The organism is Parageobacillus sp. NEAU-HV-2 (genome assembly GCF_059115485.1).
In genome coordinates this window covers 112,831-136,643 of sequence record NZ_JBXUJJ010000005.1, presented here as the reverse complement: position 1 = coordinate 136,643, position 23,813 = coordinate 112,831, and the positions used below count along the sequence as shown (strand labels likewise).

Sequence of the window (23,813 nt, the reverse complement as noted above, 5' to 3'; positions counted from 1 at the left end):
GCGCTTTCTTCCATTATTTTTTCGTTTCCACATTGTTTGGCTGCGTACTATTAGATGCAGGCGGCGTATGATTGGACGCCGGTGCGTTGGACTGTTGTTTTGGCGTCGTCGAAGCCGGAGGAGTTGTTGCCGGTTGTTGTGCCGGAGTTTGCTGCTGGTTTGTCTCCTCTTGCTGTTCTTCTTTCAATTGCTTTTCCTGCTCCTCTCGTTCTTTCTCATATTCTTCTATCTCTCTATCAATTTCTTCTAATTTTTGCTGTTTTTCCTCTCCGGACAGCTCTTTATCTGCCTTTATTTCTTCACGATATTTTAACAAACCGTACACAATCAGCTCCCTATCTTCCATCGCTCTCGCCAATTCAAGCGCATCCTCGCTTCTTCCCCGGCCGATATAAATCCAATACAGCAAATACTGCGGGTCTGTTTTCAACGTAATATTATTTAATACCACTTTCCGCTGCTCTTCAGTAAGCGACTCCGTCATTACGTAGGAAGAAGCCAGTTCATATTGCACTACATACGGCATTTTTTCTGGAGGGTAATTTTCCAATGTCGTAATCACGTCGCTATATTTATTCTGTAAAAACAACTCCGCGCTTTGGACATATGCTTCTTGTTTTGGCTGCAAAAAAAAGAACGAATAAAACGTATACATCACAGCAGGAATTAACAAACCAACTGTCGAAAAGAAGATATATCGCTGCACGTTCCATTTTCGTTTCGGAATATGTACAGACGCTCGCTCTTTCGCTTCTTCCTCATCCATCCATCGTTCTAAAATGGATAAAAGCGCTTCTAGATGTTCTGCTTGCAACATTTCCTTAGCGATATCGGAACATTTTAATGTTTCATGAAATTTCATATATTCTTCAAAATGGTGTTGCCCGTCTGTCAGCGCTAGCACCGTCGCTTTTACTTCTTGAAGGAGACGCGTTTCATCCGGCTCATACGGCGGCAGGCTTTCCTTTATTCCAACATGAAGGAAAAAAGGCTCCAACCCATGATCAAACACGAGGTTTTCCGGGCATACAATAAGGATAAACCGACGAAGAGAGTGATTTTTCACTTTTGTGACGAGTTGATATGCCGCTCTTAGCCGGGAAAGAAGCGATTTTTTCCGTACAGCTGAAAAAGGAAAAAACGACGCGGGTGGAGTGATGGTGATTTTCACTTCATCCTCAGACACGTCAATATCCCGCAATAAATAAGGATCGATTTCCTTTATGATCTGTAATTCTAGCGGATGCTGCATTTTTAATTTCGCACGCTGGAAAACAATCGTATAATGTTTATCTTTTGTCATTACGGCATCGATTTGTGTTTCCAAATAAGTCTTTTTCTCTTCCATATAAAATAGAGCTCCTTTTCTCTTTCTCGATAGCTACAATATCACAATGCGGTCTCCATCCGTAATTCCGCTGTCCTTTAATGTAAAATAGCCCGGGTAGACCATTTGTTTATTGTCTACCCGCACCCAGTAGCCTTCTCTTGGCGGCATCGATATGTTTTTTAACTGCCAAACAATATCGATGAGCTTTTTAATTGAATAAAAATTGGACAGACGAAGATCAAATACATCCTCTGTATAATGCCGAAGATCGATAGTAACTTGAATGTACATGATGATAATCCTCCAATATAGAAAAAAGCGCCATAATCTTTCTTAAGATTTGTAGCGCTTTTTTCAAACGTGTCACTCTTTATCCACGGATTTGGCTGGCGATTTGCTGATCTGTTTCTTCCAAAATCGTAGCGGAATTGTGCAATTGTTGCGCAATTTCGTTTAATAGTACAGCCATTTTTTCAAACGCTGGGCGCAACTCGTGGTACTGCTGGATAAATGCTTCACTGGAAGCACCTTCCCAAATTCCTTGCAGCATATTGCTCATTTGATCCAATCGCGAAATCAATTCCGTGACATTAGAGCTTTCTGTATTATATTGTCTTGCGACTCCACGCAACTCTTCCGGTGTTAAACGAATAACGCCTGACATAGGTTTCTCCCCCTATACCCATATTTTCCCTTATATTTTAACGAAGGGGAGAATTACCGGTCAACAAAATATAGGAATTTATATAAAAATAAGGATATTATACCATTTTTTAAATAAACAAATTTATCTATCTACATCTTTTTTCTTAATGACATTAATAAAGAACAAAGAATAATAGGTAAAAAGAATTGTGATTATCTATTTATCTTTGACAAGATCATCACATCATAATCGTAGTAATCGGCTGCCGATTCATATCGTCCATCAAATCGCTGTAATATCGCGCGGCTTTGTGCATTTCGTCCTAGATTTCCATTTTCAAATCGGAAAATTTTGCATAGCCAAAAAAGGAAAATGAATAATCGTACCGTCAAAACCGGAATCGTTGGTGTTTATATTTTTAACATGTCCACCGAGAAGTCTCCCACCTCTTAACAGAGTGTAGGTGGGAGAGGTTCATATAGGTATCAAGTATTATATAAATAATGATAAAGGTTTTTTTCTTGGAAGGAGAGATGTTATATTATGAAAAAAGCCGGCATCATGCCGGCTCCTTGATTATTTATATACTTTCACTTTTACTGTTTTGACACCCCATTGGATAGCTTTTGCTTTTGTAGGCATGAATACGTCAATTTCGTTGCCTCTGATTCCGCCTCCTTTATCAGCTGCAACCGCATAGCCGTAACCTTCCACATAAACCTTTGAACCTAACGGAATTACCTTTGGATCAACGGCAATTGCTTTAATCGAAGGGTTTTTCTTTAAATTTAAGCCTGTAGCCGTTATTCCGCTGCAGCCTTTGCAGTCTACTGTATAAGCATATGCTTTCACGGTGATTGTTTTGTACGCTGCTGTTTTGGCTGCTGCCTTTTTTACTGTAGTTTGAGCAGCCGCTTTGGTTACCGTTCCTGAAATCTTTAACACCTGCTTTGGTTTGATTATATCGCTTTTAAGGTTATTCCAGCTCTTTAGCTGGCTGACAGTCACTTTGTATTTTTTAGCGATGCCCCAAAGAGTGTCACCACTTTTTACCTGATATGTACCGGCTGCCGATGCAGCTCCTGAAAATCCGAATGCTATAAAGATTGATAAAGTAATATATAATAGTAATTTTTTCAAGATACTACTCCCCCCTTGCTTAAATCCATAACAATAGAATATCAATAAAATATAACAATTATGTTTCATAGAATTAGCAATTATATTACAAAATGAAGACATAATTGTATCTTCTTGTTTTTTCTTGTTGTTCTTTTACAAGCCTTCCTGGTTTCTAGTTTCTGGTACAAGAAATCTATCAAATTTCGACATACTGATACTGCTACACTAAAAAAAGTGTGTGATCGGTATGGAAAACCAAAGTTTATTCAAATATGTTCATTGATCAAACTTTCAATAAAAAAGGTGCACTTCATATCAAGTGCACCCCAACTATTGACAAAGAACCAATGAAAAAACGGACTTGCCATTATCGGCAAATCCGTTGATTTATTTTTTATGTATATGGAGACGGTGGGAGTCGAACCCACGTCCAGAGATATCGCCACTTAAGCATCTACGAGCGTAGTCGGTATATTGGGTTTCGCTGCATCTTCCGCCTACCGACAGGCCTCCGAGCAGCTAGCCTGATTGTTCTCTTCCCTCGTCCTCAGGCGGCGGACTCGGGCGTAGCCCACTCGTTATGAGCCCCTGAACCGCCACGTGGGCGATGGCGGGAGGAGCTAGCTGCGGTTATTAGGCAGCTAAAGCGTAGTTTTCTTTGCCAGTTATCTTTAGGTGACGTTTTTTACGAGGACGGTCCCCTCGGCTCGCAGCTTAAGCTCGATCTATCCCTGTCGAATCCGTATCGTCCCCGTGATGGAGAAACGATAACGAGTAAGCTTAAGCTTTGGATAACTGGCTTTTGTATTATTCATTATAACATAATGCGCGTCATTTTCAATTGTGAAGTTTTGGAATTATATTTTTTGCCGTTCGCGAAACGCGCGTTCGATTTCCCGTTGCGCTTCTTTTCGTTTCATATCTTCGCGTTTATCATATTTTTTCTTTCCTTTGCCAACACCTAACAACACTTTAGCAAAACCGTTTTTAATATATATCTTTAACGGAACGAGCGTATAGCCTTGTTCCTTTGTGTAACCAATCAGCTTATTAATTTCACGGCGATGAAGAAGCAGCTTTCTTGTCCGCAATGGGTCATGGTTATAACGGTTTCCTTGTTCATACGGGCTAATATGCATATTATGAAGAAATACTTCCCCTTTTTCGACTTTCGCAAACGAGTCTTTTAAATTCACTTTTCCAGCGCGAATCGATTTAATTTCCGTTCCTTGCAGGACGATCCCTGCTTCATACGTTTCTTCGATAAAATAATCGTGATGCGCTTTTTTGTTTTGAGCAATCAGTTTCCCTTCACCTTTTGGCATACTGCGCTCTTCCTCCTCTTATAGCGACAACTGTAATTTTAGCAAAAAACTAAGGAAAGGAAAAGTCTCTTCTATCGAGACTTTTCCTTATCGCTTTTTCTTTTTCTTCTTTTTCGCTTTTAGCTGCGGAACGTCTTCGTAAAACTTCTTCGCTTTTCCATTTTGTTTATTCGCTTTTTTCTGTTTTTTTCCTTCAATCACGACAGGAGCGCTTTTGGACTTTGCAGGGCGGCGGCCTTTCATGCCGACAATTTCAAAATCGACGATCCGCTCATCTTTGTTCACGTTAATGACGCGGACGGTAATCTCGTCGCCGATACGGTATACTTTTCCCGTTCGTTCGCCAATCATGGCATAATGACGCTCATCATAACGGTAATAGTCATCCGTTAAGTAGCTGACGTGAACGAGCCCCTCGATCGTGTTCGGCAGTTCGACAAAGAGGCCGAAGTTCGTAACGGAGCTAATAATTCCATCAAACTCCATACCAATCTTATCTTCCATAAACTCCGTCTTCTTCAAATCGTCTGTTTCCCGCTCGGCTTCCACCGCACGCCGTTCCATATTGGAAGCATGCTCGGCGATATCCGGAAGCTTTTCCGCCCATTTTTGTTGCGTCTGTTCATCCATTTGCCCGTTGATCAAGTACGTGCGGATAAGGCGATGCACAATTAAGTCCGGATAACGGCGGATTGGGGAAGTAAAGTGCGTATAAAAATCGGTTGATAATCCGTAGTGGCCGAGACTTTCCGCATCATAGCGCGCCTGTTTCATCGAACGAAGCATGACCGTCGAGATGACCATTTCTTCCGGTTCGCCGCGCACCGCCTCTAAAATTTCTTGGAGCGCGCGCGGATGAATTTGGTTTCCTGTTCCTTTTACGACGTAGCCAAAATTCGTAATAAATTCGAGAAAACGCTGCAGCTTTTCCGGTTTTGGATCTTCGTGCACGCGATAAATAAACGGAACGTTCAGCCAATGGAAATGTTCGGCGACCGTTTCGTTCGCCACAAGCATAAATTCTTCAATAAGCCGCTCCGCCACCGATCGTTCCCGAAGCACGACATCATATGGCTTTCCGTTTTCATCGACCAGCACTTTTGCTTCTTTAAAATCGAAATCAATCGCACCGCGCTTCATCCGTTTATTGCGCAAAATTTCCGCCAGTTCCGCCATCAGTTCAAACATTGGCACAAGCGGCTCATATTTTTTACGCAGTGCTTCGTCTTTATCGACGAGAATTTTGTTTACATCCGAATACGTCATCCGCTCGGTCGTGCGAATCACACTTTGGAAAATTTCGTGGCTGACGACTTCGCCGCGCTCGTTAATTTCCATCTCACACGAAAGCGTTAAGCGGTCCACTTTCGGATTTAAGGAACAAATACCGTTCGATAAACGGTGTGGAATCATCGGAATGACGCGGTCCACCAAATAGACGCTTGTCCCGCGTTCGTACGCTTCCCGGTCAATCGGCGATCCTTCTTCCACATAGTAGCTGACATCGGCAATGTGGACGCCAAGCTTGTAATTTCCGTTCTCAAGCTTCGTGACTGTTACAGCGTCGTCTAAATCTTTCGCGTCTTCACCGTCAATCGTGACAATCATCTGATCGCGCAAATCGCGGCGGCCTTGCAGATCTTTTTCCGTAATCGTATCGGAAATGCGGTTGGCGTGTTCGATGACCTCTTCCGGAAATTGCAAAGGAAGACCATGCTTATGAATAATCGACAAAATATCGACACCCGGATCATTTTTATGGCCGAGAATTTTAATGACTTCCCCTTCGGCGCTCATTCGTCCCTGCGGGTATGAGGTGAGCCGCACGACCACTTTATGTCCTTCCACGGCGCCGTTGGCCGCATGTTTCGGGATGAAAATATCATTGACAATTTTTTTATCATCCGGAATGACAAACCCAAAATACTTGCTTTCCGTGTAGGTTCCGACCACTTCCGTGACGCCGCGCTCTAAAATGCGCACGATTGTTCCTTCCTTACGCGCGCCTGACGAATCGGAATGCACGCGTACTAATACGGTATCACCATGCATCGCATTTTTCATTTCCGAAGGCGGGATGAAGATGTCATCGAGCGTCGGATCTTCCGGCACGACGAAAGCGAACCCTTTCGCGTGTCCAGACACTTTTCCGCGCACTAAGTTCATTTTTTCCGGCACGCCGTAACGGTTGCTTCTCGTGCGTACAACGAGTCCTTGTTCTTCCATCGCCACCAACGTTTTGACAAACTCTTTAAATTGTGCGGCATCGGTAATGGCAAAAGCAGTTTCCAGCTCCTGGACGGTTAACGGTTTGTATGCCTCATCTCTCATAAACGTTAAAATTCGTTCCGCTAATGATGAATCCATCATTCTCCCTCCTTTCAGGGGTTACCAATCTAACGATTCCAAAAACTCATAAATATCCTCATGCAGCTGTTCTTTTTCTTTGTCTAGTGTAATGACATGACCCGACTCTTCATACCATTTGATTTGTTTCACTGGTGATTCAATGCCGTTATAAATAATATTTGCACTATCAGGGTTAATCATGCTATCATGCCGCGCTTGCACGACAAATGTCGGCGCATAAATTAAATCGATATGATCGCGGACGTCGGCAATCAGTTCCTGTAATGCTTTTAGTGTACGCATTGGCGTCTTTTTAAACTCTTCCATTTCTTTTTCAATTTGCTCCGCTGTTTTTCCTTCCCGCTTTTTATATTCACGCGCATACTCCAACACGCCTTGATACATCGTTTCCTCGCTTTTAATATACATCGGCGCGCACATCGAAATAATTCCCACTACAGGTACAGTGTAACCTAATTTCAGGGAAAATACGCCGCCAAGCGATAATCCTGCGACTGCAATTTTTTCATACCCTTTATTTTTTAAAAATTCATAGGCATTCATCACATCTTGCCACCAATCGTCCGGCCCTGTATGTACGAGTTCTTCCGGCGGAACGCCGTGTCCTTTATAAATCGGCGCGTGGCATGTATATCCTTTCGATTCAAGAAAACGGCCTAACATTCTGACATCCGCTGAATTTCCGGTAAAACCGTGCAACAATAACACGGCACGCTCCCCTGCTTCAAAGAAAAATGGCTTTGGTGGAACAATCTTCATGATGCATAACTCCTTTCGTTTTATAACCAATAGAAAAGGCAGCCCGAATTATTGATGGACCGCCCCATTGTTTTCCCATTAAAGTTGCACATACGTTACGGCAATCGTCAAGACAAAAAACAATACTGCCAATACTACGGTAATGCGCTGAAGCACCGCATCCAGCCCGCGCGCTTTTTGTTTTCCGAACAGCTGTTCCGCACCACCAGTAATCGCGCCGGAAAGCCCCGCGCTTCTTCCCGATTGCAACAAAACGATCACGATAAGCGCAATCGAAACAATGACTAACAAAGTGACAAGCAACGCATGCATGCCTACTCCTCCTTTAAAACACGCCCTACAATGTTTCCAGTTTAACATAAACGAAGAACTTGCACAATAGGGACAAGGCGCACGCATGATTCATTATAACAAATTTTTTGTAAAACCAAAAATTATAGCCATCCTTTATCTTTTTATGAACGAAGGACGGCTTTCGTTTATTGAAACTATGTTATTTTTCTTTCTTCCAAACTTCTCTTTCTTTGCCGAACGGATCGGCTTCCACGCGGCTTGACGCGCCAAAAATCATCGCTGCTCTCTTGTTAAAGTCATAAGCCGGCCATTCTTCCGGCAACTGATTATGATTAGGATTTCCATTGCGTGCAAATGAAATCCATGCATCATGCATTTGTTTGCTGATTTGTTCTCGTTCCGGTAAATCTCCTGTAAAATTCGTGATTCCCGGCTGATGAAGGTTACCGAACACAAATGGCAGTTCAAGCGCATGGCATGCCTTCAATTTGCCGCCCATAATCGGCGTCTCATAATCAAAGCGATACATCCAGACGCTTGCCCCTTGTTCCACTTGATAATCAGCAGTGCGTAACATGCCATTTGTAAATACGCGGTAAGTCATGATGCGCAGCAGTTTTTGCCATATCGGCTCCGCTTCATCTCCTTGATGCAGATAATAATCGACGACCTCGTGCGGAACGGGACCGACTTCTTTATGGATGCGCTCTAGAAGCTCTTGTTCGCTAAGCGCGGCCCATGAAGGGTCTGTCAGCGTAAACAAGTTATATTCATCTTTCGTAACGCCGATAATCATCGAAATATCGCGTGCCGCTCCTTCTTTTAACGCTTCGATCGGATGATTCGGCAATGCTTTTCCGTCTATTACCGGTCCGTAAGACATTTGCGAGCCAAGCGACAGCGCCGCTTGAAGCAGCTCTTCTGCCGGAATCGTTAGCAATCGGTCACGATCTCCCGGACGGATGCCAGCTTGGTGCAGTATCTTTTCTGCCATCGCGGTCGCTTTAGCAGCAGACTTCAACAAAAGCGCGCCCGAACCACTTTGTAAAATCGCTTTTTGAAATAATCCTTTTGCCTCAGGCATGGCTAACAACGTTCCGACGCTCGCTGCTCCTGCTGATTCGCCAAAAATCGTAACTTGTTTCGGATCGCCACCAAACGCCTCAATATTTTCCTGCACCCATCGCAATGCCGCTATTTGATCAAGAATGCCGCAATTTCCTGAAGCAGCGTAATCTTCACCAAATAAATCCGCTAAATGGAGAAAGCCAAATACGTTCAGCCGGTAATTGATCGTCACGACAACGACATCGCCATTAGCGGCAAAAGCCGTCCCGTCATACCAAGGAGTCGATCCTGAACCAAACAAAAAAGCCCCACCGTGAATCCAAACCATTACAGGACGTTTCTTGCCGTCGGCTCCCGGAGACCAAATGTTAAGGAACAAACAATCTTCGCTTCTAGGTTCCGTGGTGCGTCCCAATACCCCACCAAACAGCAAACCAGCTGGCTGCATCGCAACAGCACCAAACGTTGTAGCATCGCGCACTCCCGTCCAAGGTTCAGGCGGCTGCGGCGGCTGAAAACGAATTTCTCCTACCGGCGCTTTTGCGTACGGAACTCCCTTCCAACAGTAAACGCTTCCATTTTTGCTCCCTTGCAATTTCCCATAGCGCGTTTCGACTATGGTGTTCATCAACGATCCACCTCTTTTCTTAATTATTAGAATGTTCTTAAAAAATATAAGCGAAGCAAGACATGGTCGTCAAATTTTCTGCTTTCTTCATATAAAAAAGCACCTACCGATCACTCGGTTAGGTGCTTGGTTTGCCATCTTGGCAAACAGATGTCTGTTTGATTTGATTATTTTCCGCGGTGTTTCGCTTTTGCTTTAAGGCGCTTAAGCTCTCTTTTTCGCTCCATAAGAGCTTGACGTTGTTCCTTTCGCAATACCTTTCTTTCTTTTTTACGATGTTCCAATTCTAGCTTAAGGGCGGTTTGCGCGTAGGTGGAAAACGGACGTTCTTTCATTTCTTTTGCCGCTTCTCGCTGTATCCGTTTCGGGTTTTTACGCCGTTGCAGTTGCGCAGGGATAGCAGCGGCTGTATGGCATTTGTTTAATAACGAGAGCATCGGTCCATTGACAAACGCCAACACTTCTTCCGGTTTCGGTTCGGAACCAAACACGTAGCGGACCGCTTTTAAGGTCTCATTTTCCTTTTGTTCCACCACCCCAACCCAAAATTGGCCATCGTAAAAAACCGTCAACTTCATGAAAGGTCCCTCCTTTAGAAATTACCAACAGCGATGGACATCCCAAGGAGGGGAAGGTTACTGACACTCGTTTTCGAGTGCGCCCGGACTACCAACCGGGACTGTGTTTTTACGCTGTCTACGTTTATTATACGTACTGCATCCACTCATATGGAAGCCGTTCTTTGCTATTTTCTATCGAAAAAAGACCTAACCGCTCACCGGTTAGGTCTTGCCTCATCGTCGACAAGTGCCTGGCGCCGAAAAATCATATCCACTGCACTTTATCTTTGTTATTGAAAGTCACAATAACATGTTTCAAATTGTGTACTAAAATTCAGATGATATTATTTGCTGGAGAATCCATAATTCCTAATCGAAGTCATCAAACAGTGAAAAAGGGGTATTCGACAAGTGACAGGCACCCATTCCCTAAACGGATGGCCCTCTTTCTTTCTGACGTATCAGCCAGGTACTCCTTCCATGGGTCTGGTAATTCTTTATAAAACACTAAGTTTTGTAACGATTTCGGTCGTCTTGCCATCAATTCTAAATACGGAATCCATTTCATGGATTCCAAGGCTTCATTAATCATTTAGACGTAAAATTCCTTTACTAGAACTTTCGCCTTTTGACCTTAACAGATTTTGCTATTTTTACAAGTTCCTCTTTAGATAATACCTTTTTTCCTGTATATTCAAGCTCTAATTCTAATTCCTCCTTTTCTTCTTTCCAAAACAATAATTGTTTTCCATCTTTATTTTGATAGTAATAATTCGTACCAGGTATAATTGTGTTTTTATTCCACTTCGGGTCATCGACCCAACTTACGTAATTTGTTACGGTAACAACTAAACTTTCTTTTGAACCTTCATAAAACACTTTAATAAAATTACAATTTCTCCCACAATGGCGTATTTTCGCATAACTGTTTTTATATTTTATAGGAATGTAATTTATTTCTACTTTCATATTGACTAAATTCTGTGCCCAGTTAACTGGAAATTTAATAAAATAAGTATCAAAAAACAACACATAGAGAACAAGTCCTCCTAAAAAAAGATATATAGATAATCTTTTCATAATAATCCTCCTAGCCACATATCGATTTATGTCATTTCATACCTTTTTGAAAAACAAGTCTTTAAATAGATCAGATGTGTTGATAACCAATAAAAACCAGTTATTATTGGTCTATCCATGGCTTTTCTGACGGAGTCGGCAAAGCTACTGCTTGCCGACTGGGCATGCGATACGCATGCTCCCCCAGAACGACGAACGCTTTGCAAACAAATTCATTTATCTGCTTGGCGTTTCCGTTCGGGGCCACGACAGAAAAGCTAAGGTTATCCTCTGCTTTAATTGGTTATATAGGTTGATTGTCGTTGTTATTATGCCTTTATAACAGTGAAATAATAGATAATCAACACTCGTTAAATTAGATAAACCATGTTGAAATGATTTCAACATGGTTTATCTAATCTGTTGAATTTTAAAGGATTACAAACTATAAACAGTTAATGATTATTTATACCAATTTTCCTTCTATTTTCCAAAGACTATTAACGGGTAACCTTATTTATAGTATGGGCCAGGAATAACCTAGCCCATGATCATTTTTATATCTTCTCTATGATATCTAAAAATGTACCGAATTTTCCTAATCGTGCTTTTGCTAGTGAGGTAATCAGATCCCAAACACTGAGAGGTTCTCCTCTTGATAGGGTATTATAGAGATATTTTTGTGCCTCAGTTCTTACCCAATTAATTGCTAATGCAACCTTTGAGGATACACCAGCGTATTTCAATGCCTTGGACCAGCCGATCCCCGTTACTTCTGTAACACCACCTACAACAAATGCTGTCGCCCAAGTCTTAAGAGGAAATTTTGTTTTCCACACTTTCCAATTGAACTTATATTTTTTATAAAATTTCCATACTATATCCCATGAGTTTAAAGCACCACCTTTGAAAAATTTCCAAAGAACCCACTGTGCAAAATGCCCATCAGAATCTATATTCATTACAGGGTTATTATGTGCATAAGCATATTGATTCAAACTCTGCGGATCATCCTCAAACCCATGGAACGTATCCCTTGTAATAAACCGACCAATATTAGCATCATAATAACGTGCCATGAGATAGTATAATCCAGTTTCTTCATCGTAATAATAACCTGCATAACGGTATGGGTTGGCTGATGCCATCGCGCCGGTTTTGGAAAGAATATTCCCCCATGCATCGTATTGATATTCCGCTACAACGTTTCCGCTTGCATCCGTTAATGCCGTAACATCCCCATGACCGTTGACATGATAATAGTAAGTTACTCCGCCTTTGGTCATCGTGATTGGGTGATCATATGCGTCCCACGTATACTCCGCCACGATGTTGTTGTTTGCGCGTAACTTTTTCCGAATACTTTCCGTTTGCGTCCGTCATATAAGGTTTTTCAAAGAACCATACTGTTTTTCCCTTTGAATCTTTGAAAACAATTGTGCCGTTCTTCTCTTTATGAGGTGTAACACCCTTCATGTTCAGCTCAAAACGGAATGTATTTTCATTTTGGTATTGATGGAGAACAATATCTTCTTTTACAGCACTGCCGAGTACACGATAACGGAAATCTACATCTTGTAAAATTCCTTTAAACGTGACTTCATTATCTTTGATAGCCCCTTGTACCTTATTGGCTTTTACAGGTACAAAGCTAACACTTGTCCCCTCTTTTTCAACCGTTACAAGTTTGCTGGTTCCTGATTGTTGCGCAAAAAACGTGTTTACGTTATTTGCGGTGTTCTCAAACTTGCCTGATTTTTTCGTGCTAGTTTTTAGTTTATTATCTATTTTCTTCTATTTTTTATCCGATGGATCTTGATAAAACTGTTGTTCCATAAAGATTTCTTCGGTAAAACTTCCATCAGGATTCAAATACCGTGTAGAAAATGGAGTACGTTTACTTGTTAGCTCCAGTTTTTCCTTTAGTAGTTTATTTGGCAGTTCACCAACATCAGCTGTTAAGGTTTCCTTTTTTGGAACCCTCTTTGCCGCATCTGGTGCTGCTTCTGTAAAATTGGGCCCTACTAAACTAAAAATAAGACAAAATGACAAAAACAGTGCAACATAACGATAAATCGATCGAAACGTTGATGACATGTGCGGCGCTCTTCCCTTCTGAAGTTATGTATTATCCGGATAATTGAGAAAATTATACTTTATTTTTCAAATAATAGATATTACTAAAATATTGGAAAATACAAATCTTTTTATACAAGTATTATTCAATTCAGGATATAAACCAAACTTATTCCGTCCGCCATACGGCTTTTTAAAAGACGAACAGGCAGCGAAGCTTTATAAACTCGGATATCGAACGATTCTTTGGACCATAGACACAAACGACTAAATTGGTGCGTCTTCTGAAGAAATTTTATCCAGAGTACATCGAAATATGGTTTCGGGGGGCATAGTTCTCCAACACAGCTTCCGCGTACCGGGTCATGTAGATGGAACTATTTGAGGCGTTACCCCAAATTTTTTCTCCAAACGAAATAAAAAGAACCTAACCGAATGATTCGGTTAGGTTCCCTTGCTTAAGCATTATTTTTTCAGATTATAGAACGATTTAATGCCGTTGTAAATCGCCGTGTCGCCAAGCTGATCTTCGATGCGGAGCAATTGATTGTATTTCGCGACGCGGTCGGTGCGGGAAGGAGCCCCTGTTTTGATTTGGCCGGCGTTTGTCGCTACCGCGATGTCAGCGATCGTGCTGTCTTCCGTTTCACCAGAACGGTGGGAAACAACCGCCGTATATCCTGCGCGTTTTGCCATTTCGATTGCATCGAACGTTTCCGTTAACGTGCCGATTTGGTTAACTTTGATCAAAATCGAGTTGCCGACGCCTTTTTCGATTCCTTCCGCCAGTTTTTTCGTATTCGTTACAAACAAGTCGTCACCGACAAGCTGTACTTTTTTGCCAAGGCGCTCCGTTAATAGCTTGTGGCCTTCCCAGTCGTTTTCATCCAAACCGTCTTCGATGGAAATGATTGGGTATTTCGAAACAAGTTCTTCATACCAGGCGACCATTTCTTCGGACGTTTTCACGACGCCTTCGCCTTCTAAATGATATTTGCCATCTTCTTTGTTGTAAAGCTCAGAAGAAGCAACGTCCATTGCCAGCATGACTTCTTCGCCTGGTTTGTAGCCAGCTTTTTCAATCGCTTCGATGATCGTTTGCAGCGCTTCTTCATTCGATTTTAAGTTTGGCGCGAATCCGCCTTCGTCACCAACAGCCGTATTGTAGCCTTTTGCTTTTAGTACTGCTTTTAAGCTATGGAAAATTTCCGCGCCCATGCGAAGCGCTTCACGGAAACTTTTCGCGCCGACAGGCATAATCATAAATTCTTGAATGTCCACGTTGTTATCGGCATGCGCGCCACCGTTTAAAATGTTCATCATTGGCACTGGCAATGTTTTTGCGTTAAAACCGCCAAGGTATTGATATAGAGGCAGACCCAATTCATCTGCTGCCGCGCGCGCGACTGCTAGCGATACCCCTAAAATCGCGTTGGCGCCTAATTTGCTTTTGTTTTCTGTGCCATCCAGTTCAATAAGCGTTTTGTCAATGCCGACTTGGTCCGTCACTTCCAAACCGATGATCTCTGGGGCGATGACTTCATTGACGTTTTCGACCGCTTTTAATACACCTTTGCCAAGATAGCGGCTTTTATCACCGTCGCGCAATTCCACTGCCTCATATTCCCCAGTCGACGCACCGCTTGGCACAAGGGCACGGCCAAAGCCGCCGTCTTCCGTATATACTTCCACTTCTACCGTTGGATTGCCGCGCGAGTCTAATACTTCACGTGCGTATACGTCAATAATTGCAGACATGTTCACACTCTCCTTTATTATTTCATAATTAATGTTTTTCCTGTCATTTCTTTCGGCTGCGGCAGGCCAAGCAAATCAAGCATCGTTGGCGCTAGATCGCCTAAAATGCCATCTTTGCGAAGCTCGATTCCTTTTTTCGTGACGATCACAGGAACCGGATTTGTCGTATGCGCGGTTTGCGGTTTGCCATCCGGCGTCAATACTTCATCCGCGTTTCCGTGGTCTGCCGTAATAATGGCAATGCCTCCTTTGGCTAAAATCGCGTCGACGACTTTGCCAAGGCATTCATCGACCGCTTCAACCGCTTTAATGGTCGGTTCCAGCTTGCCGGAATGGCCGACCATGTCCGGGTTCGCGTAGTTTAAAATGATCGCGTCATATTTATCTGCTTCAATTTCTTTTAACAGCGCATCCGTTACTTCATAGGCGCTCATTTCCGGCTTTAAGTCATATGTCGCGACTTTTGGCGAATTGATCAAAATGCGGTCTTCGCCCGGAAACTTCTCTTCCCGTCCGCCGCTCATAAAGAACGTCACATGCGGATATTTTTCCGTTTCCGCGATGCGGAGCTGGCGCAATCCATGCTGCGATAGGACTTCACCGAGCGTATTATCCAAATTCGTCGGTTTAAACGCGACATAGCCTTTTACCGTTTCGCTAAAGTGCGTTAAACATACGAAGAACAAGTTTTTCGGATGTTTCGGACCGCGGTCGAACTCGCGGAAGTCTTCGTTCGTAAACGTGTTGGAAATTTGGATCGCCCGGTCTGGACGGAAATTGTAGAAAATGATCGCGTCTTCGTCTTTAATCGTCGCCACCGGTGAGCCGTCTTCGCGTACCATAACGGATGGAAGCACGAACTCATCGTAAATGCCATGTTGATAAGAGTCTTCAATGCACTCAAGCGGATCGCGATACGTCGGGCCTTCTCCGTACACCATCGCGCGATATGCTTTTTCGACGCGCTCCCACCGTTTGTCGCGGTCCATCGAGTAATAGCGGCCGGATAAGGTCGCAATTTCGCCGACGCCGTATTCTTTTATTTTTTCTTGCAATTCTTTAATATATTTCGGCGCCGTTTGCGGTCCGACATCGCGGCCATCTAAAAAGCCATGGATGTAGACGTTTTTGACTCCTTCTTTGGCTGCTAATTTCAATAGTGCATAAAGATGATTAATATGGCTATGAACACCGCCGTCAGAGAGAAGACCGAAAATGTGCAAATTTGTTCCCTTTTCTTTCACATGATTCATGGCTGCTAAAAATGTTTCGTTGCGGTCAAACTCTCCTTCACGAATCGCAATGTTGACGCGCGTTAAACTTTGGTAAACAATGCGGCCGGCGCCGATATTTAAGTGGCCGACTTCGGAGTTGCCCATTTGCCCTTCCGGCAGTCCGACCGCTTCGCCGCAAGCGGTGAGCGTTGCGTGCGGATATTCGTTCCAATACCGGTCAAAATTCGGCTTTTTCGCTTGCGCGACCGCATTGCCATACGTTTCTTCGCGAAGCGCAAATCCGTCTAAAATAATTAACGCCACTGGCTTTTTACTCATGATGTCCGGCCTCCACTAATTGCAAAAATGATTTCGGATCGAGGCTTGCACCGCCGACAAGGGCGCCGTCAATATGTTCTTGCGCTAAAAATTCGCGAATATTTTCCGGTTTTACGCTACCGCCGTACTGAATCCGTACCGCTTGGGCCACTTCTTCTGAAAAGACGTCCGCAAGAATCGAACGGATATGGCCGCATACTTCATTTGCATCTTCAGCGGTCGACGATTTGCCAGTGCCAATCGCCCAAATTGGTTCATAGGCAATGACCACTTGTTTTGCTTGTTCTACGGTTAAACCGGCAAGCGCTTTTTTTACTTGCACGCCAACAACGTCATTCGTTTTGCCGCTTTCCCGTTGCTCTAACGTTTCACCGCAGCAAACAATTGGAATAAGCCCGTGTTTAAAAGCAGCGAGCACTTTTTTATTCACCGTTTCATCCGTTTCCGCAAACATTTCGCGGCGCTCGGAATGACCGATAATGACATACGTCACACCAATATCTTTCAGCGCTACCGGGCTGATTTCCCCTGTAAACGCTCCTTTGTCTTCAAAATGCATATTTTGTGCGCCGATTTTTAAATCAGATTCTTGTGCGTTTTGGACAAGCCGGTCCAAAAATAAAAATGGCGCGCAAATGACAGAGTCTATTTGTTCCGCCGGTGGAACAAGCCGTTTTACTTCTTCCACGAAGCTTACTGCCTCCGGCAATGTTTTATGCATTTTCCAGTTTCCTGCGATAATGCGTTTTCTCATCATCTGTCCCTTCCTTTCTCGAGAAAAGAGTGAGCGCATTATTTGTCGTTTAACGCTACCACTCCAGGAAGTTGTTTTCCTTCCATAAATTCAAGCGATGCACCGCCGCCGGTAGAGATGTGGTCCATTTTTTCGGCTAAGCCGAATTTTTCTACCGCCGCTGCCGAATCGCCGCCGCCGATGACCGAGTATGTATCGACAGCATCCGCTAGCGCTTGGGCTACTGCTTTTGTTCCTTCGGCAAAGGCATCCATTTCAAATACACCCATTGGGCCGTTCCAAACAACCAGCTTCGATTTCATAATGACGTCGCGATATAGTTCGCATGTTTTTGGACCAATATCAAGCGCTTCCCAATCGCTTGGAATCGCATCAATCGCAACGACTTTCGTATTCGCATCATTCGCAAACCGATCGGCTACGACGGCGTCGACCGGCATATAGAAGTTAACGCCTTTTTCTTTCGCTTTTTCCATAAACGATTTTGCCAGTTCAATTTTATCTTCTTCTAACAGTGATTTACCAACTTCATGACCGAGCGCTTTCACAAACGTATACGCCAGTCCGCCGCCGATAATCAAATTGTCCACTTTGTTAAGCAAGTTTTCGATCACGCCGATTTTGTCTTTTACTTTCGCGCCGCCAATAATCGCCGTAAATGGACGGTCTGGATTGGACAGCGCTTTTCCTAGCACTTCAATTTCTTTTTCCATTAAAAATCCGGCAACCGCTGGCAAGTAGTGTGCAATTCCTTCGGTAGATGCATGAGCTCGATGGGCAGCACCAAACGCATCATTCACATAAATGTCCGCTAATTCAGCAAATGCTTTCGCCAGCTCTGGATCGTTTTTCTCTTCCCCTGGGTAAAAGCGGACGTTTTCTAGAAGCAATACATCGCCTTCTTTCATGTTGGCGATCTCTGCTTTTACCGCATCTCCGTATGCTTCATCTGTTTTTACTACCTGTTTGCCGAGCAGCTCGCTCAACCGTTTAGCCACCGCATTTAAGCGCATCTCTTCGACAACTTTTCCTTTTGGACGGCCAAGATGGCTCGCCAAAATCACTTTTGCGCCTTGCTCGATTAAATAACGAATCGTCGGAAGTGCGGCGCGGATGCGTGTATCATCCGTAATCGCACCATTTTCCATCGGCACGTTAAAATCGACGCGGCAAAACACTCGTTTTCCTTTCACATCGACGTCCCGAACCGTCTTTTTGTTCATGGCGCTATGCCCCCTTTTTGATGATATCGTTCCCACAAACGAAGAGGAGTGGGGATCATTTCCCCGCTCCCCCTCCACCATCCTATTATAGACTTGACCAGGCGCGAAAAACAATGGCTATCCTTATAGACCTTTTGACGCAATATATTCGGCAAGATCCACAACGCGATGGGAGTAGCCTGTTTCGTTATCGTACCAAGATACTACTTTCACCATTTTTCCTTCAATAACCATTGTGGAAAGCGCATCAATCGTGGATGAAGCAGTGTTGCCGTTATAGTCGCGAGATACGAGCGGCTCTTCACTGTAAGCCAAGATGCCTTTCAATTCACCTTCCGCAGCTTCTTTCAATGCCGCGTTAACTTCTTCAGCGGTTACTTCTTTTTCAAGCTCCGCAACAAGGTCGACAACAGATACGTTTGGTGTCGGTACACGCATTGCCATACCGTTGAGTTTGCCTTTTAGTTCAGGAAGTACAAGCGCAACTGCTTTTGCCGCACCTGTTGTTGTCGGAATAATCGATTCCGCAGCAGCACGGGCACGGCGTAAATCTTTATGAGGCAAGTCTAAAATTTGTTGGTCGTTCGTATACGAGTGAACCGTCGTCATCATGCCGCGGACAATGCCAAATTTTTCATGAAGCACTTTGGCAAATGGCGCCAAGCAGTTTGTTGTACAAGAAGCGTTAGAAATAATGTGATGGTTTGCCGGATCGTATTTGTCTTGGTTTACGCCCATGACAATCGTAATGTCTTCATTTTTCGCCGGCGCAGAAATAATGACTTTTTTCGCTCCAGCTTCCAAATGTTTTGCCGCATCTTCCCGTTTCGTGAAGCGGCCTGTCGATTCAACGACAATGTCTACACCTAATTCATTCCAAGCTAATTGGGCAGGGTCGCGTTCCGCTTTGACAACAATTTCTTTCCCGTTAACAACGATATTATTGCCATTGACCGATACTTCTGCGTCTAATGTTCCATGAACCGAGTCATATTTCAACAGATGAGCTAATGTGCTTGCATCCGTTAAGTCGTTTACCGCTACTACTTCAACGTTTGGATTTTTTAATGCAGCACGAAAAACATTGCGACCAATACGGCCAAAACCGTTAATACCAATTTTTACAGTCATGGATAGCTCCTCCTTAAAAATTTGTGTATGATAAAGGGACATTACTCCCCTAACAACGCTTTTGCCGCGCCTTCATCGGTGATTAAAATCGAGTGCGGGGCTCGTTTCATATACGCTTGAATCGCTTTCGCCTTCGACGCCCCTCCAGCAACCGCGATGACGTGTTCGACATGCGGGAGGTCCTCAAGCTGAATGCCGACCGTTTTTACTTTATGAACAACTTCCCCTTTTTCATTAAAGTAATAGCCAAACGCTTCGGCAACCGCATGGCGCGCTTTTATTTTCTCCATATCCTCTTTTCTCGTTTTCCGGCGCTCCGCCATAGTGACAGCATCTCCGATTCCGTGTACAACCATGCGGCACGACTTAATGAGTTCTAGCATTTCTTTCACAGCCGGCTCTTCAATTAACGATTCATACGCCTCGCGGCTGAGATGGTCAGGAACATGAAGAAGGCGGTAATTCCCTAGCGCTTTTTCCGCCATTGTCGCGCAAATGGTATTGGCCTGATTTCCTACATTCTCCCCTAGACCACCTCGTGCGGGAACAAATAAAAGATTGTTTAACTTCGCGTCCGGCGTCATCATCTCGGCCACTGCCGCCATTGTGGTACCTCCTGTTACCGCCACAATGTCGCCATTTTTCAACCGTTCTTTCATACAGGTGACGCAAGCTCTTCCCATTTCTTTTTTTACCCAAGGAGAAAGGTCACTATCCCCAGCAACAACAATTACTTTTTCAATATGCAGCTTTTGTTTTAACGTTGCTTCTAACTCTCTTAACCCCAGCACTTCTCTCATGACATCCTCGAGCGCATACAGCAATTCCTTGCCTTCAGGCGTTAAGCTCGTGCCGATCGAGTCAACTGCCAACAAGTTTTGCTCTTTTAAAAACTGCACCTCGGAACGAAGCACACGCTCGCTCATTCCCAAACTGTTCGCCAGCACCCGGCGCCCGACCGGCTGCATGAGGGAAACATAGTGCAATATTTGATAGCGTTTTTGCATCACTTCCAGAAGGTCGGGCAATAATTTCTTTTGCGCTTCGATTAACGATCGCATCGATCCCTTCTCCTTAGCTATGGATATTATATGGACATTAATTGTCCCGGTGTGACTTATTATGTCCCACCATTGCCAAAAAAAATTCCTCCCGCACAATTTCATTGTAACAGGAGGAATACGATTGTTCAACTTTTTCGCGTCTCTAGTAAGCGCTTTCTTATGACATCTTTTTGAACGATGCCGAAATCTATTTCTTCCCCATCGATTTCGACTACAGGAATCATTAATTGATATTTTTCCAGCAGCTTGTCGTCTTGATAAATGTCGATTTCATTGATGTCAAAGGAGAACTCGTTTTGCAGCTCTTGCAAGACTTGTTTCGCTTTATCGCATAACGGGCAGTTCGTTTTGGAATATAAATTGATCTTCATTATTTGTCCCTTCCCTATTCGTACTGTTTTCGCTTTGCCGATGATGGAATATGCAGCTGCTCGCGGTATTTGGCGACCGTCCTTCGCGAAACGGCGATGCCGTATTGCTCCTGTAACAAGTCAGCAAGCTTCTGGTCAGAGAGAGGCTGTTTTTTGTCTTCCGCCTCTATTAACTGCTTAATCACCATTTTTACTTTTACCGAAGAAGCCGCATCCTCCTCTGCATAAGCGGAAGAAACAGAGCTGGCAAAAAAGCGGCGCAGTTCTACAGTACCAAACGGTGTTTGCACATATTTATTTTTCACCGCACGGCTGACAGTGGATTCGTGAATGCCTAGTTCCTCGGCCACTTCTCGCATCGTAAGGGGCTTTAACGCGGCAAATCCCGCTTCCAAACACGGAAGCTGTTTCTCAACAATAACGGCCATAATATTTAACAATGTTTGTTTGCGTTGCTCTAAGCTTTTGGCAAGCCATAAAAACTGCCGGTATTTATCTTTGACAAAGCCGTGGACTTGGCTGTCGCGATAATGGGTCATTTGCTGTTCATACATCCGATTCCAGACGAGTTCCGGATGCACATCGTCGTTAAAGAAAATGCGCCATTGGCCTTCCGGACCGCGTTCGACAATCATATCGGGGATGATAAAATGCGGCATCTCCTTTGTATAATGAATGCCAGGGCGCGGTTCAAGCGTGCGGATTAAATCCCATACACGCTGCAACGAAGCAATATCGACCCCAAGTTGCTTCGCCAACGTTTTCCATGACTTTTCGGCAAATAAGGAAAAATGATGTTTGATGATTTGTTCGGCGAATTCATCCCGATTTGGCAAGCGCTGCAACTGCAAATATAAACATTCTTCCAAACTGCGTGCGCCAACGCCTGCCGGCTCTAATGACTGCACAATTTCAAGCGCCTTTTCCGCTTCTTCCCTTGAAATAGCTAATCGATCAGCAATTTCCTCCAACCCGATCCGCAAATAGCCGTCTTCATCAAGGGAAGCGATGAGGTAACGCACGGCGCGTTCTTCCTGTTTTGCAAGCGAAAGTGCCGGCAGCTGGGCCATTAAATGCGCCGAAAGCGTTTCGGAATGCGTGCTCATATTTTCCAGCCATTGCTTCTTGTCTTTCTCCGATAAGCGGCGCCCGCTTCGCTTCCAGCGATGATCGCGAATTTCCAAAAAAGGATTATCGAGAGACTGTTCGTATAAAAAAGTTTGCAGTTCCACGGCAGAGTACTGCAACAGTTCAATCGCCTGCGTCAGTTCTTTTGTCAACGCCAGCTTCAGCCGTTGCTCTTGCAATAATTCCGCCCTCATCATCCATCCCCCTTTTCTTTTATTGTACACTACTGTCCCTTCTGCATGGTATAGAAATAATTTGCTAACTACATGAGCAAAGTGAAACAACACGGTTACTATTTGATTCTCACCATAGCCGAACACGTTCTATAGCATATATATATATTCAATAAAAGCAAAAAACCTGCCGCTTTTCGCAGCAGGTTTCGTTTTTATACGCCCTCGGCAGGATTCGAACCCACGCTAAGAGAACCGGAATCTCTCGTGCTATCCACTACACTACGAGGGCATCATGTTCAGTTGCATGTTCAATTATAGTAGAAACTTCTCTAATTTGCAAGAGGGAAAATGTGTTTAAAAAATAAAAAAGAGGTTATGATGAAAAGAGGGATGTTTGACATCGTTCACGAATAATTATAAGGTGAGGTTGAAGGCGTTTCGTTTGACCTTCATTGACCATTCCGGTATGATAAAAATACATATGATTAGTCAATGGCAAAGGAGGAAACTTCATGTATTTAATCCCTACCGTTATCGAACAGACAAACCGCGGAGAACGTGCGTACGACATTTATTCCCGCTTATTAAAGGACCGTATCATTTTTCTCGGCACTCCGATTGATGATCAAGTAGCAAACTCGATCGTTTCGCAGCTGTTATTTTTAGCCGCGGAAGATCCGGAAAAAGACATTTCGCTTTATATTAACAGCCCAGGCGGTTCGATTACGGCCGGCTTAGCGATTTACGATACGATGCAATTTATTAAGCCGGACGTCTCGACAATCTGCATCGGCATGGCTGCGTCTATGGGAGCATTTTTGCTCGCTGGCGGCGCCAAAGGAAAACGATTCGCTTTGCCAAACAGCGAAATCATGATCCATCAACCGCTTGGCGGCGCCCAAGGTCAAGCAACTGAAATCGAGATTGCCGCCAAACGCATCCTTTTCTTGCGCGATAAGTTAAATCGCATTCTCTCTGAAAATACGGGTCAGCCGATTGAAGTGATTGAACGCGACACCGACCGCGACAACTTTATGACGGCGCAAAAAGCGCAAGAATACGGAATCATTGACCGCGTATTAACACGTTCAGATGAAAAGTAAAGCAAAAAAGGCTGCTTCGCTATCTTGTGAAGCAGCCGCTTTTTTATTTTTCTTTTTGCACATAGCTGGCCAGCTTTTCAATCGCTTCCTTTTCGTCAGGACCGTCCGCGATCAATGTAATGACAGAACCGCTGCTAATCGCCAGGCTCATTAATCCCATAATGCTTTTGGCGTTTACTCGCTTTCCGTCTTTTTCTAGAAAAATGTCCGCAGAAAAGCGGTTCGCCTCCTGCACAAACAACGCAGCCGGGCGCGCTTGCAGTCCCGTTTTTAATTTTACTTCCACTTGTTTCTCAACCATGCTCTCCATCTCCC

At 43.9% G+C, this 23,813-nt stretch carries 23 protein-coding genes, 1 tRNA gene and 1 other RNA gene; 1 reads left to right on the top strand and 24 read right to left on the bottom strand.

Translation table 11 applies throughout. The annotated features are described in order from the left end of the window. Positions 1-13: 13 nt before the first annotated feature. The 23 genes from essB to AC1WMD_RS10205 form a co-directional block, all read right to left on the bottom strand. Positions 14-1,348, bottom strand: a complete 1,335-nt coding sequence (gene essB, locus AC1WMD_RS10315; protein WP_494257109.1) for a type VII secretion protein EssB — start codon at positions 1,346-1,348, stop codon at positions 14-16. Between the two features lie 33 nt (positions 1,349-1,381). Further along, positions 1,382-1,621: an ESX secretion system protein YukD gene (yukD, locus tag AC1WMD_RS10310; protein ID WP_043905980.1), complete on the bottom strand. Its 240-nt coding sequence runs from the start codon at positions 1,619-1,621 to the stop codon at positions 1,382-1,384. Positions 1,622-1,700: 79 nt separating this feature from the next. Continuing rightward, entirely contained in the window at positions 1,701-1,994 is a 294-nt protein-coding gene (locus AC1WMD_RS10305; protein ID WP_043905981.1) for a WXG100 family type VII secretion target, read from the bottom strand. 558 nt (positions 1,995-2,552) lie between these two features. Then, positions 2,553-3,116, bottom strand: coding sequence for a 3D domain-containing protein (locus AC1WMD_RS10300; RefSeq protein ID WP_494257106.1), 564 nt, complete (start codon positions 3,114-3,116; stop codon positions 2,553-2,555). A 382-nt stretch (positions 3,117-3,498) separates the two neighbouring features. Then, positions 3,499-3,851, bottom strand: a transfer-messenger RNA (tmRNA) gene (gene ssrA / locus AC1WMD_RS10295). Between the two features lie 104 nt (positions 3,852-3,955). Further along, on the bottom strand, positions 3,956-4,423 hold the full coding sequence (smpB, locus tag AC1WMD_RS10290; protein ID WP_043905983.1) for an SsrA-binding protein SmpB: 468 nt from the start codon (positions 4,421-4,423) through the stop codon (positions 3,956-3,958). 87 nt (positions 4,424-4,510) lie between these two features. After that, a complete protein-coding gene (gene rnr / locus AC1WMD_RS10285) occupies positions 4,511-6,790 on the bottom strand; it encodes a ribonuclease R (RefSeq protein ID WP_494257216.1) in 2,280 nt (759 codons plus the stop codon). Between the two features lie 21 nt (positions 6,791-6,811). Continuing rightward, positions 6,812-7,552 carry an alpha/beta hydrolase gene (locus AC1WMD_RS10280; RefSeq protein WP_494257105.1) on the bottom strand — a complete coding sequence of 247 codons (741 nt, stop codon included), beginning with the start codon at positions 7,550-7,552 and terminating at the stop codon, positions 6,812-6,814. A 78-nt stretch (positions 7,553-7,630) separates the two neighbouring features. Further along, positions 7,631-7,864: a preprotein translocase subunit SecG gene (secG, locus tag AC1WMD_RS10275; protein ID WP_043905986.1), complete on the bottom strand. Its 234-nt coding sequence runs from the start codon at positions 7,862-7,864 to the stop codon at positions 7,631-7,633. Positions 7,865-8,045: 181 nt separating this feature from the next. Beyond that, a complete protein-coding gene (locus tag AC1WMD_RS10270) occupies positions 8,046-9,542 on the bottom strand; it encodes a carboxylesterase/lipase family protein (protein ID WP_494257103.1) in 1,497 nt (498 codons plus the stop codon). 167 nt (positions 9,543-9,709) lie between these two features. Further along, positions 9,710-10,120 (bottom strand): YjdF family protein, encoded by a 411-nt coding sequence (locus tag AC1WMD_RS10265; RefSeq protein WP_494257101.1) that lies wholly within the window; start codon positions 10,118-10,120, stop codon positions 9,710-9,712. A 594-nt stretch (positions 10,121-10,714) separates the two neighbouring features. After that, entirely contained in the window at positions 10,715-11,182 is a 468-nt protein-coding gene (locus tag AC1WMD_RS10260) for a DUF4367 domain-containing protein (RefSeq protein ID WP_043905989.1), read from the bottom strand. Between the two features lie 536 nt (positions 11,183-11,718). Further along, on the bottom strand, positions 11,719-12,447 hold the full coding sequence (locus AC1WMD_RS10255; RefSeq protein ID WP_494257100.1) for an RHS repeat-associated core domain-containing protein: 729 nt from the start codon (positions 12,445-12,447) through the stop codon (positions 11,719-11,721). 508 nt (positions 12,448-12,955) lie between these two features. After that, positions 12,956-13,258, bottom strand: coding sequence for a hypothetical protein (locus AC1WMD_RS10250; RefSeq protein ID WP_494257099.1), 303 nt, complete (start codon positions 13,256-13,258; stop codon positions 12,956-12,958). Positions 13,259-13,702: 444 nt separating this feature from the next. Next, positions 13,703-14,995 (bottom strand): phosphopyruvate hydratase, encoded by a 1,293-nt coding sequence (eno, locus tag AC1WMD_RS10245; RefSeq protein ID WP_494257098.1) that lies wholly within the window; start codon positions 14,993-14,995, stop codon positions 13,703-13,705. 17 nt (positions 14,996-15,012) lie between these two features. After that, positions 15,013-16,548, bottom strand: a complete 1,536-nt coding sequence (gene gpmI / locus AC1WMD_RS10240) for a 2,3-bisphosphoglycerate-independent phosphoglycerate mutase (RefSeq protein ID WP_494257097.1) — start codon at positions 16,546-16,548, stop codon at positions 15,013-15,015. After that, entirely contained in the window at positions 16,541-17,302 is a 762-nt protein-coding gene (gene tpiA / locus AC1WMD_RS10235) for a triose-phosphate isomerase (protein ID WP_494257214.1), read from the bottom strand. The genes gpmI and tpiA overlap by 8 nt, the downstream gene beginning before the upstream one ends. A 38-nt stretch (positions 17,303-17,340) precedes the next feature. After that, on the bottom strand, positions 17,341-18,525 hold the full coding sequence (locus tag AC1WMD_RS10230; protein WP_494257095.1) for a phosphoglycerate kinase: 1,185 nt from the start codon (positions 18,523-18,525) through the stop codon (positions 17,341-17,343). A gap of 123 nt (positions 18,526-18,648) precedes the next feature. Next, positions 18,649-19,656 carry a type I glyceraldehyde-3-phosphate dehydrogenase gene (gene gap, locus AC1WMD_RS10225; RefSeq protein ID WP_043905994.1) on the bottom strand — a complete coding sequence of 336 codons (1,008 nt, stop codon included), beginning with the start codon at positions 19,654-19,656 and terminating at the stop codon, positions 18,649-18,651. A gap of 41 nt (positions 19,657-19,697) precedes the next feature. Then, on the bottom strand, positions 19,698-20,717 hold the full coding sequence (locus tag AC1WMD_RS10220; RefSeq protein ID WP_494257094.1) for a sugar-binding transcriptional regulator: 1,020 nt from the start codon (positions 20,715-20,717) through the stop codon (positions 19,698-19,700). A 128-nt stretch (positions 20,718-20,845) separates the two neighbouring features. After that, on the bottom strand, positions 20,846-21,091 hold the full coding sequence (locus AC1WMD_RS10215; protein ID WP_043905996.1) for a glutaredoxin family protein: 246 nt from the start codon (positions 21,089-21,091) through the stop codon (positions 20,846-20,848). Between the two features lie 14 nt (positions 21,092-21,105). Continuing rightward, on the bottom strand, positions 21,106-22,413 hold the full coding sequence (gene rpoN, locus AC1WMD_RS10210; protein WP_494257212.1) for an RNA polymerase factor sigma-54: 1,308 nt from the start codon (positions 22,411-22,413) through the stop codon (positions 21,106-21,108). A 199-nt stretch (positions 22,414-22,612) separates the two neighbouring features. Continuing rightward, positions 22,613-22,684: transfer RNA gene (locus tag AC1WMD_RS10205), tRNA-Arg, on the bottom strand. 223 nt (positions 22,685-22,907) lie between these two features. Here AC1WMD_RS10205 and clpP point away from each other — a divergent pair. Then, positions 22,908-23,498 (top strand): ATP-dependent Clp endopeptidase proteolytic subunit ClpP, encoded by a 591-nt coding sequence (gene clpP, locus AC1WMD_RS10200; protein ID WP_017435708.1) that lies wholly within the window; start codon positions 22,908-22,910, stop codon positions 23,496-23,498. Positions 23,499-23,541: 43 nt separating this feature from the next. Here clpP and AC1WMD_RS10195 read toward each other — a convergent pair whose 3' ends face one another. Next, entirely contained in the window at positions 23,542-23,799 is a 258-nt protein-coding gene (locus AC1WMD_RS10195; RefSeq protein ID WP_494257093.1) for an HPr family phosphocarrier protein, read from the bottom strand. Positions 23,800-23,813: the final 14 nt, after the last annotated feature.